Below are 14,978 nucleotides of genomic sequence, written 5' to 3' on the forward strand. Positions count from 1 at the left end.
CCGGGTGCGAAAATCCCCTCCATGCACTCTCACCCCTATCCCTCCGTTCGCCACGATCATACCTTTGGACAGGATCGCAGGCGCCCCGGCGAGAGCCGCACCGTGATGGTCATCGGGCTCACGGCAACCATGATGGTTGTCGAAATCGCTGCGGGCATCGCTTTCGGTTCGATGGTGCTCCTGGCCGATGGTCTGCACATGGCTTCGCACGCGGTTGCGTTGTGCGTGAATGTCTTTGCCTACGTGTACGCCCGGCGCTACGCCGGGGATCCGCGGTACAGCTTTGGCACGGGGAAGGTGAACGCGCTGGGTGGTTTCAGCGGAGCGGTGTTGCTGGCGGTCTTCTGCCTCTTGATGGCTGCGGAGAGCTTCGAGCGCCTGCTGCACCCGGTGGCTATTGTGTTCGATCAGGCCATCCTGGTGGCGGTAATCGGCCTGGTGGTCAACGGGTTGAGCGCCGCCATCCTGGGCGCACGCCATACCCACGAGGATGAACTTGAGGTACACGATCACCACCACGATCACAACCTTCGCTCCGCATACCTGCACGTCCTGGCGGACGCGCTCACATCGGTATTCGCAATCGCCGCGCTGCTGGCCGGAAAATACCTGGGGCTCTCATGGATGGATCCGGTGATGGGCTTCGTGGGAGCAGTTCTCGTGGGGCGGTGGTCGGTGGGCCTGCTTCGTTCCACAAGCCTCATTCTGCTCGATCGCCAGGGTTCGGAGGATGCGCGGAAGGAGATTGAGCAGTGCATCCAATCCGACGGGGACAGCAAGGTGACTGACCTGCACCTCTGGTGCATCGGGCCCGGAATATTCTCGCTTGTGATGACGGTGGTCGCCCGCGATCCCGCGACACCCGACGAGTACCGCGAACGTCTTCCAAAGGGCAGAGGACTCGCACACGTATCGATCGAGGTGCAGCGGCATGCCGACGAGGCGCAGGAGCGCTTGCTCTACGAGCATTGATCACGTTTTTCGTTGTTCCTGCACACGGAAGCGATTAGTATCGCATGAGCTTAGAGAATCAGCGCCGCGGGGATCCCTCCAACCTTGTCAAGCTTTCAGGAGATCAGATCATGAAATTCAAATATGCATGCATGCTGGCTGTGCTTTGTTGTCTGTTCGCTCTTGCGTGCGGCAAGAAGGGCGAGTCTTTGACGGCCGACGAGGCCCGTTCCATCGCCAGAGAGGCCTACATCTACGCCTTCCCGATGGTGGACGGGTATCGAATCATGCACGCCTACTACATGGCGCCGGGCACGCCAGAGTACAAGGCCCCCATGAACCAGCTGGCGAGCATGGCGCGTGTGTATACCCCGGAAGACCGGGCCGTGCAGACGCCCAACTCCGACACGCCGTATTCGTTTGTGGGCGCGGACCTGCGGGCGGAGCCGCTGGTGCTGACCGTTCCGGAAATCGAAAAGGATCGATACTACTCGATCCAGCTGGTCGACGCGTACACGCACAACTTCGCGTATATCGGCAGTCGTGCCACCGGCAACGAGGCTGGGAATTTCCTGCTGGCCGGCCCGGACTGGAAGGGCGAGACGCCGAGCGGTGTCAAAGCGGTTATCCGGAGCGAGACGAACCTCGTGCTCGGCATCTATCGCACGCAGCTCTTTGATGCCGCTGACTTGGAAAAAGTGAAGGCCATCCAGGCGGAATACAAGGTGCAGCTTCTGAGCGATTTCCTGGGCACGCCGGGCCCCGCCGCCGCCCCCGCGCTCGATTACCCGGCGCCCTTGACGCCGGATGCGGAGAGGACATCGCTGGATGTGTTTTCGATCCTGAACTTCTTGCTCACGTCGTTCTGTCCCACGGTGCCATCGGAAGTGCAGCTCATGGAGCGCTTCGCGAAGATCGGCGTGGGCCCGGGGCAGACGTTCAACATCGCAAAGCTCTCGCCGGAAATGAAAGAGGCGCTCTCCGGTGGCATCACGGATGCGTGGACGGAGTTTGATACGTTCAAGAAGACCAAGCTCGACACCGGCGAGACCACGTCGGGAGACATGTTTGGCACGCGCGAGTTCCTCAAGAATAACTACCTGTATCGCATGGCGGCGGCCATCATGGGCATCTACGGCAACTCCGGGATGGAGGCCATGTATCCGATCTACACGATGGATGCGGACGGCGCGAAGCTCGACGCCAGCAGCAACCGCTACACAGTCCGTTTTGCGCCGGGGCAGCTGCCGCCGGTCAACGCGTTCTGGTCGCTGACCATGTACGACCTGCCCGGCCAGTTCCTGGTGGCCAATCCGCTGAATCGCTACCTGCTCAACTCGCCCATGCTGCCGAATCTCAAGAAGGATGCGGACGGCGGACTCACGCTCTACATCCAGAGCGATTCGCCCGGCAAGGATAGGGAGGCCAACTGGCTTCCGGCGCCGAAGGCACCGTTCATGATGGCGATGCGGCTCTACTGGCCGAAGGAAGAGGCGCTCAACGGCACGTGGACGCCGCCCAAGGCGATGCGCGTGCAGTAGCGCGCGGCGCTACACGCAGGGCAGGCAGTCGAATATCTCGACCCGCGTCTTCACGTTCGCGCGGATCTTCACGGGCGTGTCGTAGTGCAGCAGGGACGGCCCACCGCGGTTGATTTCGTACGCGCGCAGCGTGTACGCACCCGCCGGCAGTACGAACAGTGCGTAGCCCGCGTGGTTGGTCTTGCGGACGATGCCGAGTTCCACGATCTCCACGCGCTTGTCGGGCACGCCTTCGTCCCCGAAGTAAACGCGGACGAGGAGTTTGCCCGAATCGTAGATGGCGACCGCCTGCGCGGATCCGGTCTCCGATGATGGAGCGGTGGAGTCCTGGCAGGATAGCGTTAGCAAGGCGAGGCACATCGTGAAAACGAGGAGAGGCTTCATCTGGGCACCTCCGGGGTACCGGGTTCCTGGGGCGGGGTCCGACACAAGAAGCATATCCCTCCTGGGCCGACTCCGCCAGTGCTTGCCCGCCCCTCGTTGATTTCCTGTCCCAAAATGCCTACAATGCCCCCATGCCCGCCCGGCCGCACCCGGTTGGCCCCCCGGCGGATTTCTATTTAGACCCCGCGACGCCCATCAGGAGGCTAAATCATAATGAAACCTACGTTTAAGCTGCTCGGCTTCGACCACGTCACCTTTGCGGTGGGTAACGCCAAGCAGGCCGCGCATTACTACCAGACCGTCTACGGCTTCGACCTGGTGGGCTATCGCGGCCTCGAACAGGGCGACCGCGAGACCGCGAGCTACGTCCTCAAGCAGAACCAGGTCATCTTCGTGCTGAACAGCCCGTACAAGTCCGCGTCGCCGCTCAACGGTCTTCTCTCGAAGCATGGCGACGGCGTCACCGACATCGCCTTCGCGGTGGACGACGCGGTGAAGGCGTGGGAGCACACCACCAAGAATGGTGCGAAGAGTGCCTTCGAGCCACGCACCATGAAAGACGACGGCGGCAAGGTGATCGTGTCCGGCATCCACACCTACGGCGATGTCACCCACACCTTCGTGCAGCGCGAGGGGTACAAGGGCATGTTCCTGCCCGGCTACGCGCCGGTGAAGTCGCGCATCAAGCCCGATCCGGTGGGCTTCCTCTTCATCGACCACATCGTCGGCAACCAGCCCGACAACGAGATGGAGAACGTGGTTCGCTTCTACGAGAACATCTTTGGTTTCCAGCGCCTGTGGACGGTGGACGACAAGGACATCTCCACCGAGTACACCGCGCTGCGTTCCATCGTCGTGTCCGACGAGGCCGAGAACATCAAGATGCCCATCAACGAGCCGGCGCAGGGCATGAAGAAGTCGCAGATCGAGGAGTACGTGGAGTTCAACTCCGGCGCGGGCGTGCAGCACATCGCCATGGCCACCAACGACATCTCCACCACGGTGAAGAAGCTGGTGGCCAACGGCACGGATTTCCTGTACGTGCCGGACAGCTACTACGACACGCTCAAGGAGCGGGTGGGCGAGATCGACGAAGACATCGAGGCGCTGCGCAAGCTGGGCATCCTGGTGGACCGCGACGACCGCGGCTACCTGCTGCAGCTCTTCACCAAGCCGGTGCAGGATCGCCCCACGCTGTTCTTCGAGCTGATCCAGCGCAAGGCCGCGCGTTCGTTCGGCAAGGGCAACTTCAAGGCCCTCTTCGAGTCCATCGAGCGCGAGCAGGAGCGCCGCGGCACTCTGTAATCGGCCGGCACGGCCACCCGGTGGGTTGCACTCGTGGTGCGTTAATGGTATCCTTACCTATCGACATCGAACGCAGTGCCCCGAACCCTCCGGGTGGTTGCAATGACCCGAGCCTCCAGGACGATCGCGGCGTGTACCGCCATGGCGCTCCTCGCCGCCGCACAACCCTCCTTTGCTGCCTGGGCCCTCGACGGGGTCCGGGTTGCCAACAACACCTTGATCGCCAGCCTGCCCGTCGTCGCGCCTGATGGCTACGGCGGCATCCTCGTCGCCTGGATGGAAGACATCAACCAGATGGGGCATACCAATCAGGGCGCGGTCTACGTGCAACGGATCGCGAGCGACGGCACGGTGATATGGGGTGCCACGGGCATCAAGCTCACGCTCGGCAACTCCGAGGGGTTCACGCCGCTCGTCACGGCGGATGGCGAGGGAGGGGCGATCGTCGCCTGGTCGGATCCGCTCACACTCGCCGGTGCGCGCATTCAGCGCGTGAATTTTCTGGGCTCGCAGGTGTGGACGACGGGCGGCGCTCCGGTCGGGCCGCAAATCGCCTTCGAATGGGCCCATGCACTCGTCCCGGACGGTGTGGGCGGCGTAACGGTTCTGTTCGTCGATTGGCGCGACGGAGAATCGGATTTCTATCTTCAGAGGTTGAATGCATCCGGTGTGGGCCAGTGGGGGACGGGCGTGCCGGTTTGCATCGGAGCGTGGTCGAAAGGTGACGGTCTGTTGATCCCGGACGGCGAGGGTGGCGTGATTGCGGCGTGGCACGACCAGCGCAGCGATCCGGATAGTGATGTCTACGCGCAACGGGTCAACTTCCTCGCTACGGCCCTGTGGACGACCAGCGGTGTGCAGATGACCACGTTGCCGGGCAGCGAATCAGCCTTCACCATGACAGGCGACGGTGCCTCCGGCTTGATTGGCGCGTGGAGCTACAACCTGGATATCTTTGCGCAGCGCCTGGACTTCGGCGGTACGAAACAGTGGGGCGCGACCGGTCTGTCCGTTGCCGTGATCCCGACATCCAATCAGTTCGCACCGACGGTTGCGACGGATGACAACGGTGGCGCGTTCATCTTCTGGAAGGACACCCGCTCTGGAAACGGGACCCAGATCTATGGCGAGCGGTTGGATGGAAGCGGCGCGGCGTACTGGATTCCCGGCGGCATTCCGCTTTCCGGAACGCCCGGTTCGATCAGCGGAGGCTATATTCACGCCGTCCGCGATGGAAACGGCGGCGCGATTGTCGCGTTCGGGAAATCTCCTGTCGGCGACTACGAGGCGCGCGCGATGCGTGTGGATGACCTCGGGTCGGTTCTATGGAACGAGTCTGCCCTCAGCGCCACCTACCACATCTCGGTCCCCGAGATCGTGGGCTCGGCAACGGGCGAGGCGATCCTGGCCTGGCAGGACAACCGCGGCGCTCCAAACGACCAGAACTACGCCATGAAGGTGCCGTTCATCGCCTCCGGCGTGGACGACCACGCGCCGTCCATCGGTGCGGTGCGTATTCTCTCGGTGAATCCGAATCCATTCAACGGGAGCGCGCAAGTTCAACTGGACGTTGAGCGCGGCGGGCCGCTGGCGCTGGAGATCTTCGATGTCGCCGGCCGGCGGGTGTGGTCGGGCCGTGACGCGGTGGGTGGTCCCGGCGGCGCATCGATCCGCATCCGTGCGCACGATGATTCCGGCGCCGCGCTCGCAAGCGGCGTGTACTTCCTGCGCGTCACCTCCCACGGCGTCACCGCGACGCACCGCCTGGTCGTGCTGCGCTAGCGCGCGCGTTGCTTTTCCCGCCCAAACGCCTTAATATGCGGGTAGTTCGCCCATCGGTGCGGCAGGGACGCCCGCCGGGAGCGGCGACGAGGAGTCACCACCATGCCAGTCTATATTCAGCGCGGGAAGATCCCGAAGCACCGGCACGTCCAGTTCCGCAAGGCGGACGGCACGCACCACTACGAAGAGCACATCAGCCGCCTCGGCTTCTCGGACATCTATTCCAACGTCTATCACCTGCACATGCCCACGCGGGTGGCAAAGGTGGGGAAGTTCCATCCCGTCAAAATCGAGGCGCTCGAGGGCGAACACCGCCATCGCCACCTCAAGACCTTCGAGTTGAAGCCGGAGGGAAACTGGCTCAGTGGACGCCGCCCGCTGATGTTCAACAACGACATCATCATGGGCACTGCGAGCCCCAAGAAGGGCGCGGTGGACTTCTTCTACAAGAACGCCACCTGCGACGAGGTGCTTTTCATCCACAAGGGGAGCGGCGTGCTGGAGAGCATGTTCGGGAACCTGGTGTTCGGCGAGGGCGACTACGTGGTGGTTCCGCGCGGCGTCATTTACCAGGTGAAGTTCGACACCGAGGACAACCGCGTGTTCTGGGTGGAGTCTTACGGACCGGTGGACTGGCCCAAACATTTTCGCAACCAGTACGGCCAGCTGCTCGAAGACGCGCCGTACTGCGAGCGCGACATCCGGCAGCCGGAGTTCGTGGCGCCGGCGGACAAGACCGGCGAGTTTCCCATCCACATCCGTCTCCACGACGGCATCCAGGAGTACCAGTGGGGGCAGCACCCGTTCGATCTGGTGGGCTACGACGGGCACTACTACCCCTGGATATTCAATATCCGCGACTACATGCCCAAGGTGGGACGCGTGCACCTGCCACCGCCGTCGCACCTCACTTTCACGGGTCCCGGCTACGTGATGTGTTCGTTCTGCCCGCGCCCGTTCGATTTCGATGAGAACGCGGTGCCGGTGCCGTACGCGCACTCCAACGTGGATAGCGACGAGGTGCTCTACTACGTGGAGGGCAACTTCATGAGCCGCAAGGGCATCGAGGTGGGCTCGATTACGCTGCACCCGTACGGCATTCCGCACGGGCCGCAGCCGGGCCTGCTGGAGAAATCGCTGGGTGCGAAGGAAACCAAGGAGCTCGCGGTGATGGTGGACACGTTTGCGCCGCTCAAGGTGGCCAGGCTGGCCGGCACCATCGACGACCCGCAGTACCCGTACAGCTGGCAGTACTAGCCGGGCGGCGCGCATGATCCTCGACCCGGCCCAGATGTCCCGCGCGGAGTTCTACCCGTGGATGATCCGCTGCATCGTTCCGCGTCCCATAGCGTGGGTGTCGTCGATCTCGCGCGAGGGGGTTCACAACCTCGCACCCTTCTCGTTCTTCACCGGTGTTTCCACCGAGCCGCCCACGCTGTGCTTCGTCCCGGGCTGGGACTCCGCGAGGAACACCAAGAAGGACACGCTGCTCAACATCGAGGCGACGGGGGAGTTCGTGGTGAATGTGGTTCCGGATCACCTCGCCGAGCAGATGAACGATACCGCCACGGAGTTTCCGCACGGTGTGAGCGAGTTCGAGCGCGTGCGGCTGACACCCGCGCCGGCGGAGCGGGTGAAAGCCCCGCGGCTGGCGGAGTCGCCGGTGCATTTCGAATGCGAGCGCTACCAGATCGTACAGGTGGGGCCGGATGGTCCGGGTGGTGGCTGGCTGGTGATCGGCAAGATCCTCCTGCTGCACGTGGACGAGAGCATTCTCACCGATGGCAAGGTGGACTACGAACGCTTCCATCCCGTGGGTCGCCTGGGTGGCATGGAGTACGCGAACATCCGCGAACGCTTCGTGATGCTGCGCAAGAAGTACGTGCCCGGGTCGTGATGCGATTGCGCTGGTGCGTGCCCGTGATTGCCGGGGCGCTCGCACTCGCGACCCTCGCGTGCGACAACGGCGGGAGTCCCGCCAAACCCGTCGTCCCTCCCCCGCCCGCCTGCCCGTCCCTCGAAGACTTCCTGCACACCGTGGCCATCGGCCGCGCACCGGGTGGCGTGCTGGGTGCGGCGGTATCCGGCGACGTGGCCTTCGCGGCGGCCGGCGCCGACGGCGTTCGCATATTCGACATGTCCGATCCGGCCGACGTCCGCCTGCTCACCACCATTCCCATTACCGATGCACGAGGCGTGGACGTGGAGGGAACGATGCTCTACGTGGCGGCGGCGAACGACGGGTTGATACTCGTGGACGTTACCAACCCGTCCGCGGCGGTCGTCGTGGGCGACGCGGACCTGCCGGGGTGCACGGTGGACGTGGATGCGGCGGGAACGCACGCGTACGTTGCCAACGACGACATCGGCCTTGCCATCGTCGACGTGTCAAACCCGGCGATGCCGGTGGTGCGCGGCATCGAGAACACACCGGGGCGGGCGGTGGCGGTGGCCGCAAGCGAGCCCCTTGTGTTCGTGGCGGACGAGTTGAACGGGCTGCGCATCGTGAACGCGGCCGACCCGGCGGCGCCGTTCATTGTGAAGACGGTGGCGATGCCGGGAGCGGCCAGGGGTGTTGCCGTGAGCGGCGACATCGTTGCGGTGGCGGCGCGCGAGGGAAAACTGCAACTGGTGGATGCGAGCCTCCCCGGCTTCGCGTCCATCGTGGGCTCGTACCCGACGTCGCGCGATGCGCTCTCGGTGGCGCTGTCGGGGACGGTGGCGTTCGTGGCCCAGGGCTCGGGCGGCATCGAGGTGGTGGATATCGCCACGCCGGCGTCTCCGGTCCGCATGCAGAGCATCGGCACGGCGAGCATCACGCGCGACGTGGCGGTGTTCGGCAAACAGCTGGCGGTTGCCGAGGATCTCTCCGGGGTGCGCGTGGTGTCGATTGCCACACCGGCCTCGCCCGCCATCGACGCGTACCTGCCCGGCGGGAACATCCAGGCGGTGGTGGCCATGGGCGACCTGCTGGTTGTGGCGGACGCAAGCTTCGGGCTGCGCGTGTTCGACCCCGCCACGCGCGGCGTCATTGGAGAAATTGCGATCGCCGGCTTTTCGCGGGACCTCGCCGTGGCGGATTCGATTGCCTACGGGGCGGGCGATGGCAACGTGCCCGTGGTCGACCTGCGCGACCCCACGCAGCCGGTGGCGCTTCCCGCCATTGCCGCGGGGGGACCATTTGACGGCGTGGCGGTGACCGATGCGTTCATCTACCTGCTCGCGAGCACCGGCACGCTGGTGGAGCAACGGCTCGACGGCACCGGTGTGCCGCGCACGCTGGTCATCAACGGTCCCTATCTCCCCTCGCTCAGAATCGAGGACCCGTACGTCTACCTGCCGGACCGGCAGGGTTCGTTGTACGCGGTGGTCCGTTCCACCATGCGACTCGCCTCGGTCATTCCCATGGGGGCTTCGGCCGAGCGGGTCGTGTTCCGCCGCACCGACGGGCCCTTCGGTCCGGTGGTGCGCGGCTGGGTGGCGGAATCCGGGCTCACCAATGGCAGGGCGGCGCTCGAGGTGTACAACTTTGCCGACATCATCTTTCCAACGCTGGTGGGAACGGTGCCGTGTGGCGGCGGCGCGGTGGACGTGGCGTTTGCCGGTGCGTACGTGGCCGTCGCCGAGGGCAGCGACGGGTGCGAGATCTTCCAGCTCACGGGAGAAACCACCGCGCGGCCGGTGGGCTACTTCCCCGAAACTGCCCTGCGCGTGGCATCGTTCGGCGACGGTTTCGCCGTGGCCGCGGGTGCGTCGGGGCTGTTGTTGATCGGCCTCGATGGCTGCTGGTCAGCCCGCTGAAGCGGTTTCCCCACAACAGGTTGCACGCGCGGGCGCGCCGTGGTACGTTTATCGGTACCGCTAATAAGGAGGACATGGTGCGCTTCGACCCCGAGAAATTCCGTGAGTCAATCCGCCACAGCAGTGGTGACGTTTCCATCTTCAATCTTCCCAGACTTGCCAGGGAAAACGGCGCGGACCTGGCGCGTCTGCCGTACTCCATTCGCGTGCTCCTCGAGAGCGCCATTCGCAACAACGACAACTTCAAGGTGAGCGACGACGACGTCGACCGCCTGCTCAACTGGAGTCCCAACACCGCCGGCGACGTGGAGATTGCGTTCAAGCCCGCGCGCGTGATTCTGCAGGACTTCACCGGTGTGCCCGCGGTGGTGGACCTGGCCGCGATGCGCGCCGCCATGCACCGCATGGGGAAGGACTACAAGCAGATCAACCCGCTGGTGCCGTGCGATCTGGTGGTGGATCACTCGGTGCAGGTGGATGCGTGGGCGTCGCCGGATGCGTTGCGCATCAACTCGACGCTCGAGTTCGAGCGCAACCGCGAGCGCTACGAGTTTCTCAAGTGGGGACAGAAGGCGTTCCAGGACTTCCGCGTGGTTCCCCCCGCGACCGGCATCGTGCACCAGGTGAACCTGGAGTACCTGGCGCGTGGCGTGTTTGTTGAGAAGGGCGTTGCCTATCCCGACAGCCTCGTGGGCACCGACAGCCACACCACCATGATCAACGGCCTCGGCATCGTGGGCTGGGGCGTGGGCGGTATCGAGGCGGAGGCCGTCATGCTGGGCGAGCCCATCAACATGGTGATGCCGCACGTGGTTGGCTTCCGCTTTACCGGTGCGCTCAAGGAGGGCATCACCGCCACCGACCTGGTGCTCACGGTTACGCAGATTCTGCGCAAGAAGGGCGTGGTGGGGAAGTTCGTGGAGTTCTTTGGTGCGGGGCTCGCGTCCATGACGCTCCCGGACCGCGCCACCATCGCCAACATGTCGCCCGAGTACGGCGCCACCATGGGCTACTTCCCGGTGGACAAGGAGACGCTGCGCTATTACCGCCTCACCGGGCGCGACAACAAGCACGTGGATTTCATCAGCGAGTACCACAAGGCGCAGGGCATGTTCTTTACGCCCGGCGAGCCGGAGCCGGAGTACTCGGAGATCGTGGAACTTGATCTCTCCACGGTGGAGCCGTCGGTGGCGGGGCCCAAACGCCCGCAGGACCGCATTCCGGTGAAGAGCCTGCATCAGGCCTTCGACGACGCCATGCAGAAGGGCGTGAAGGAAGGCGGCTTTGGTGTGGAGGCCAGCGAGCGCTCGCGCAAGGTCAAGGTGGACCTGGACGGCGGCGCCGAGATGACGCACGGGTCCACCGTGATCGCGGCCATTACCTCCTGCACGAACACGTCGAATCCGTACGTGATGGTGGGTGCCGGGCTGGTGGCCAAGAAGGCCGTCGAGCGCGGCATGCACGTGAAGCCGTACGTAAAGACGTCGCTCGCACCCGGTTCGCCCGTGGTGAGCGAGTATCTCGACGAGAGCGGCCTGCAGCACTACCTGGACGAACTCGGCTTCGAGGTGGTGGGCTACGGTTGCACCACCTGCATCGGCAACAGCGGCCCGCTGCCCGACGTGGTGGCATCGGCCATCGAAGAAGGCTCGCTGGTGGCGGCGGCGGTCTTGAGCGGTAACCGTAACTTCGAGGGGCGCGTGCATCCGCTCACCCGCGCCAACTACCTGGCCAGTCCACCGCTGGTGGTGGCGTATGCCCTGGCCGGAACCATGGACATCAACCTGGACACCGATCCCATTGGCAACGACGACAAGGGGGCGCCCGTGTATCTCAAGGACATCTGGCCCACCACCGCCGAGGTGAGCGACGTGGTGACCAAAGTGGTCAAGGCCAAGTCGTTCCAGGACCGCTACGCCGACGTGTTCAAGGGCAACGAGAACTGGAATGCCATCAAGAGCGTGGAGTCTGACCTGTACGCGTGGAACGACAAGAGCACGTACGTGCGCGAGCCGTCGTTCTTTGAAGGCACGGACAAGACGCCCGCGCCCATCGCGCCGGTGTCCGGGCTGCGCGTGCTCGCGCTGTTGGGAGATTCCGTGACCACGGATCATATTTCGCCGGCCGGATCGATTGCGCAAAAGTCGCCCGCGGCAAAGTACCTCATGGAGCACGGCGTTCAACCCAAGGACTTCAACTCATACGGCTCGCGGCGCGGCAACCACGAGGTGATGGTGCGCGGCACGTTTGCCAACATCCGCCTGCGCAACCGCCTGGTACCCGGCTCCGAAGGCACATGGACCCGGTGCTTCCTCAACGGCGAGGAGATGACCATCTACGACGCGTCGGTCAAGTACATGGCCGCTGGCGTTCCGCTGATGGTGCTCGCCGGCAAGGAATACGGGTCGGGATCGTCGCGCGACTGGGCCGCCAAGGGCCCGGCGCTGCTGGGTATCCGCGTGGTCATCGCCGAGTCGTATGAGCGCATCCACCGCAGCAACCTGGTGGGCATGGGCATCCTGCCGCTGCAGTTCGTGGAGGGTGAGAACGTGGAGTCGCTGGGGCTCAAGGGCGACGAGACTTTCGACGTGGCCGATCTGTCGGACGATATCAAACCTGGTGCCATGGTGACGGTCACGGCGAAGCCCGCGAGTGGCGCGCCGAAATCGTTCAAGGCGCACGTGCGCATCGACACGCCGGTCGAGGTTCAGTACTACCGCAACGGCGGGATTCTCCGCACGGTGCTGCGGAGGCTCGCGGAGTAGCGCCGGGTGCAGCCCCTCGGCGATCGCTACGACGTCATTGCCCCCATCGGGGCCGGGACGGCGGCGAACGTCTTTCGCGTGCGCGACCGGCGCAGCGGGGTGGTTCGCGCCGCCAAGGTGCTCAAGCCCGAGAACGCGCGCGTTCCTGAAACCCTCGCGCGCTTCGAGGACGAGTACCGCATCCTGCGCACCCTGCACCACCCGCACCTCCCCGAGGTCTACGACTACGGCTGGACCCACGACGGCGGGCGCTTTCTCGTCATGGAACTCGTGGACGGGGAGCCGCTGGACGCGTACTTCCGCGCGCGCCCGCGCGAGCTGTGGGTGATCCTCTACCAGCTGTGCGAGATCCTCACCTTCATTCACAACCACGCGCTGCTGCACCAGGACATCAAGCCGTCCAACATTCTCGTCATGCGAACCTCCGCCTTCGGCGAGGAGATCCCGCTCGTCAAACTCATCGACTTTGGTGTCACGTATCGCCGCGACATGGGCGAGCGCGTGCAGATGGTGGGCACCCCGGAGTACATGGCGCCGGAGGTGGCGCTGGGCGAGGCGCCGCTGACGCGCGCGGTCGACTACTACAGCCTCGGCATCGTTCTGTACGAGCTGCTGGTGGGACGAACCCCCTTCAGCGGCACGGCCACGGAGGTGCTGCGCGCGCACATCGACCAGACCCCCGTGATCGAAGAGGAAGAACTTGAGTTTGCCGAGTTCTACCCGCACATACGCGGGTTGCTGACCCGGGACAAGCGCGTGCGCCTGGAAGCGTTCGAGGAGTTGCGGCGTGCAGTCGTGACGCGCCTCACCGGGGGCATCGACGCGCTCGACGGGGCGTACGGCGCCGCGCGCATCGAGTCGCTGGGTGTCATGGGAAAGAAGCGCGAGTTGCGGGAGTTCCTGGATGCCACATTGCCGCGCGACGGCGTGGCGGCGCCGGAGCACGTTTCCGTTTTCGGCCAGCCGCAATCCGGCCGCAATCATTTTCTGGACGCCGCACGCGCCGAGTGGCGGACTGCGGGGGTGGCGTCGTGGCGTCTCGGGGATGAGAGCGATGCAGCGTGGCTGTTGAACCGGCCCCTCGCTGCCACCTCGCCGCCAACCGAGAAGGACTTCGAGCAGGCGTGGAACCGCGTGGAACAGGCCGCACAGGCCGGACCAGTGTGGATTGTGGCGTGCGGGGAGCTTTCCGAGGATGAAGCGCGCCTGTACGAATACTTCGAGACCGGCAGGACCCTCGGCGGCCCCGGGGTTCGGCGCAATGTCGGATTCGTGACCGCCACCGAGGCTGATCGCGGGCGCCTCGATGTGGAGAGCGACGAAGGCGTGCGTATCACGCTTCCAACGCTGTGTGCCGACGATGTAGGCCCCATCGTGGACGCTTTCCGCGGCGAGATGTTGCGCACTGCGGATGCGCAACTGATCGAAGACCTCATCGAGGACTCGCGCGTGTCCGGTGAGATCATGATGTTGTTGCGCCGGCTGATCGCCGAGGGTGGACTGCGCTTTGAAGCGCAGCGCTGGCGGGTGGTGCCGGACAAGGCGCGCGCCATTGCACGCGAGCCGGCGCCGGGCGGAGGACGTCTGGTGCTTCCGCTCTCGTCCGTGCAGACACGTGTGATGATCACTCTGGCGTCGCATCCCGGACCGGTGCCGGTGGGGTGGATTCCGGGGATCTCCGGGCTGGGTGACGGTGATGCCGCCACGGTGCTGCACGACCTGCGCCTGCGCCACCTGCTGGAGCCGGTGGACGTCAATGGTTCCCCCGCGGTACGGACGACGAGCCGCGCGGTGGAACAGGCGGTGCTGCGGGAGGCGGATGAACAGCAACTTAAATCCATCCACGCACGCTACGCGGAGCGCCTGGCCGCACGGGCCGTTTCATCCACCGACGACCTGCGCGCGCTGGCAACCCACCTGGAGAAGAGCGGCGACGAGCGCGCGGCGTACCTTACACGGCGCCGCTTGTTTGTTGATCTCTGGAAGCGCCGCGCGTATGGGGAAGTGGAGCATGTGTGCCGCGAGGCGCTGTCGCGAGAGGACCTTCGCTTCGGACTGGCGCGGGCCTACCTGCGCGAGCTCGTGAGTGTGCTGTGGGCCCAGAACCTCACCGCGCCCGCGTATCACGACATGAAGGCGTTCGGGGAGCGGTTCGGCGAAGTGCCGAAGGGACTGCTACCGAAGTACGCGCGCGGACTGATGGACGCACTGGGCCCAAAGGAGGGACTGGCGTTCATCGAAGCCGCGCTCAAGAATGCACCAAAGACCAGCAAGGCGCTGGTGGCTCGACTCCAAGTCGAGCACATGCTCGCCCTGTACAACATGAGTCTGCACAAGGTCGGCCTGAAGGTTGCCGCCCGGGTGCAACGGCAAGCGCATCGACTGACACCGCGAGAGCAGTGCAGACTGGCAATCTACTGGGCACTGCTGCAGCCTGGACTGGCGACAC

Annotated in this window: 10 protein-coding genes; 9 read left to right on the forward strand and 1 reads right to left on the reverse strand. The window is 64.8% G+C overall.

Annotated elements, in window-relative coordinates:
* The first annotated feature begins 21 nt into the window (after positions 1 to 21).
* On the forward strand, positions 22 to 972 hold the full coding sequence (gene dmeF / locus OEX18_01170) for a CDF family Co(II)/Ni(II) efflux transporter DmeF (GenBank protein ID MDH4335876.1): 951 nt from the start codon (positions 22 to 24) through the stop codon (positions 970 to 972).
* A gap of 131 nt (positions 973 to 1,103) precedes the next feature.
* Complete coding sequence (locus OEX18_01175; GenBank protein MDH4335877.1) at positions 1,104 to 2,492, forward strand: DUF1254 domain-containing protein; 1,389 nt, start codon at positions 1,104 to 1,106, stop codon at positions 2,490 to 2,492.
* Positions 2,493 to 2,501: 9 nt separating this feature from the next.
* Here the strand turns inward: OEX18_01175 and OEX18_01180 are convergent, their stop codons facing one another.
* A complete protein-coding gene (locus OEX18_01180) occupies positions 2,502 to 2,876 on the reverse strand; it encodes a hypothetical protein (protein MDH4335878.1) in 375 nt (124 codons plus the stop codon).
* A gap of 213 nt (positions 2,877 to 3,089) precedes the next feature.
* Here OEX18_01180 and hppD point away from each other — a divergent pair, with 213 nt between their 5' ends.
* The 7 genes from hppD to OEX18_01215 form a co-directional block, all read left to right on the forward strand.
* On the forward strand, positions 3,090 to 4,181 hold the full coding sequence (gene hppD / locus OEX18_01185) for a 4-hydroxyphenylpyruvate dioxygenase (GenBank protein ID MDH4335879.1): 1,092 nt from the start codon (positions 3,090 to 3,092) through the stop codon (positions 4,179 to 4,181).
* A gap of 102 nt (positions 4,182 to 4,283) precedes the next feature.
* A complete protein-coding gene (locus OEX18_01190) occupies positions 4,284 to 5,963 on the forward strand; it encodes a T9SS type A sorting domain-containing protein (protein MDH4335880.1) in 1,680 nt (559 codons plus the stop codon).
* A 102-nt stretch (positions 5,964 to 6,065) separates the two neighbouring features.
* A complete protein-coding gene (locus OEX18_01195) occupies positions 6,066 to 7,220 on the forward strand; it encodes a homogentisate 1,2-dioxygenase (protein ID MDH4335881.1) in 1,155 nt (384 codons plus the stop codon).
* Positions 7,221 to 7,233: 13 nt separating this feature from the next.
* Positions 7,234 to 7,860, forward strand: coding sequence for a flavin reductase family protein (locus OEX18_01200; protein ID MDH4335882.1), 627 nt, complete (start codon positions 7,234 to 7,236; stop codon positions 7,858 to 7,860).
* Entirely contained in the window at positions 7,860 to 9,764 is a 1,905-nt protein-coding gene (locus tag OEX18_01205; GenBank protein MDH4335883.1) for a hypothetical protein, read from the forward strand. Before OEX18_01200 ends, OEX18_01205 begins: the two co-directional genes overlap by 1 nt.
* Positions 9,765 to 9,838: 74 nt before the next feature.
* Positions 9,839 to 12,529, forward strand: a complete 2,691-nt coding sequence (gene acnA / locus OEX18_01210; GenBank protein ID MDH4335884.1) for an aconitate hydratase AcnA — start codon at positions 9,839 to 9,841, stop codon at positions 12,527 to 12,529.
* Between the two features lie 6 nt (positions 12,530 to 12,535).
* Positions 12,536 to 14,978, forward strand: a 2,443-nt coding sequence (locus tag OEX18_01215) for a serine/threonine protein kinase (GenBank protein MDH4335885.1), incomplete at its 3' end; no start/stop codon positions are given.

This window comes from Candidatus Krumholzibacteriia bacterium (genome assembly GCA_029865265.1).
Taxonomy (GTDB): domain Bacteria; phylum Krumholzibacteriota; class Krumholzibacteriia; order WVZY01; family JAKEHA01; genus JAKEHA01.

What these genes read in the sequence shown, in the direction of transcription:
- dmeF (MDH4335876.1), top strand. Translation starts at nt 22, where the DNA reads ATGCACTCTCACCCCTATCCCTCCGTTCGCCACGATCATACCTTTGGA.
- hppD (MDH4335879.1), top strand. Translation starts at nt 3,090, where the DNA reads ATGAAACCTACGTTTAAGCTGCTCGGCTTCGACCACGTCACCTTTGCG.
- OEX18_01195 (MDH4335881.1), top strand. Translation starts at nt 6,066, where the DNA reads ATGCCAGTCTATATTCAGCGCGGGAAGATCCCGAAGCACCGGCACGTC.
- OEX18_01190 (MDH4335880.1), top strand. Translation starts at nt 4,284, where the DNA reads ATGACCCGAGCCTCCAGGACGATCGCGGCGTGTACCGCCATGGCGCTC.
- OEX18_01180 (MDH4335878.1), bottom strand. Translation starts at nt 2,876, where the DNA reads ATGAAGCCTCTCCTCGTTTTCACGATGTGCCTCGCCTTGCTAACGCTA.
- acnA (MDH4335884.1), top strand. Translation starts at nt 9,839, where the DNA reads ATGGTGCGCTTCGACCCCGAGAAATTCCGTGAGTCAATCCGCCACAGC.
- OEX18_01175 (MDH4335877.1), top strand. Translation starts at nt 1,104, where the DNA reads ATGCTGGCTGTGCTTTGTTGTCTGTTCGCTCTTGCGTGCGGCAAGAAG.
- OEX18_01200 (MDH4335882.1), top strand. Translation starts at nt 7,234, where the DNA reads ATGATCCTCGACCCGGCCCAGATGTCCCGCGCGGAGTTCTACCCGTGG.
- OEX18_01205 (MDH4335883.1), top strand. Translation starts at nt 7,860, where the DNA reads ATGCGATTGCGCTGGTGCGTGCCCGTGATTGCCGGGGCGCTCGCACTC.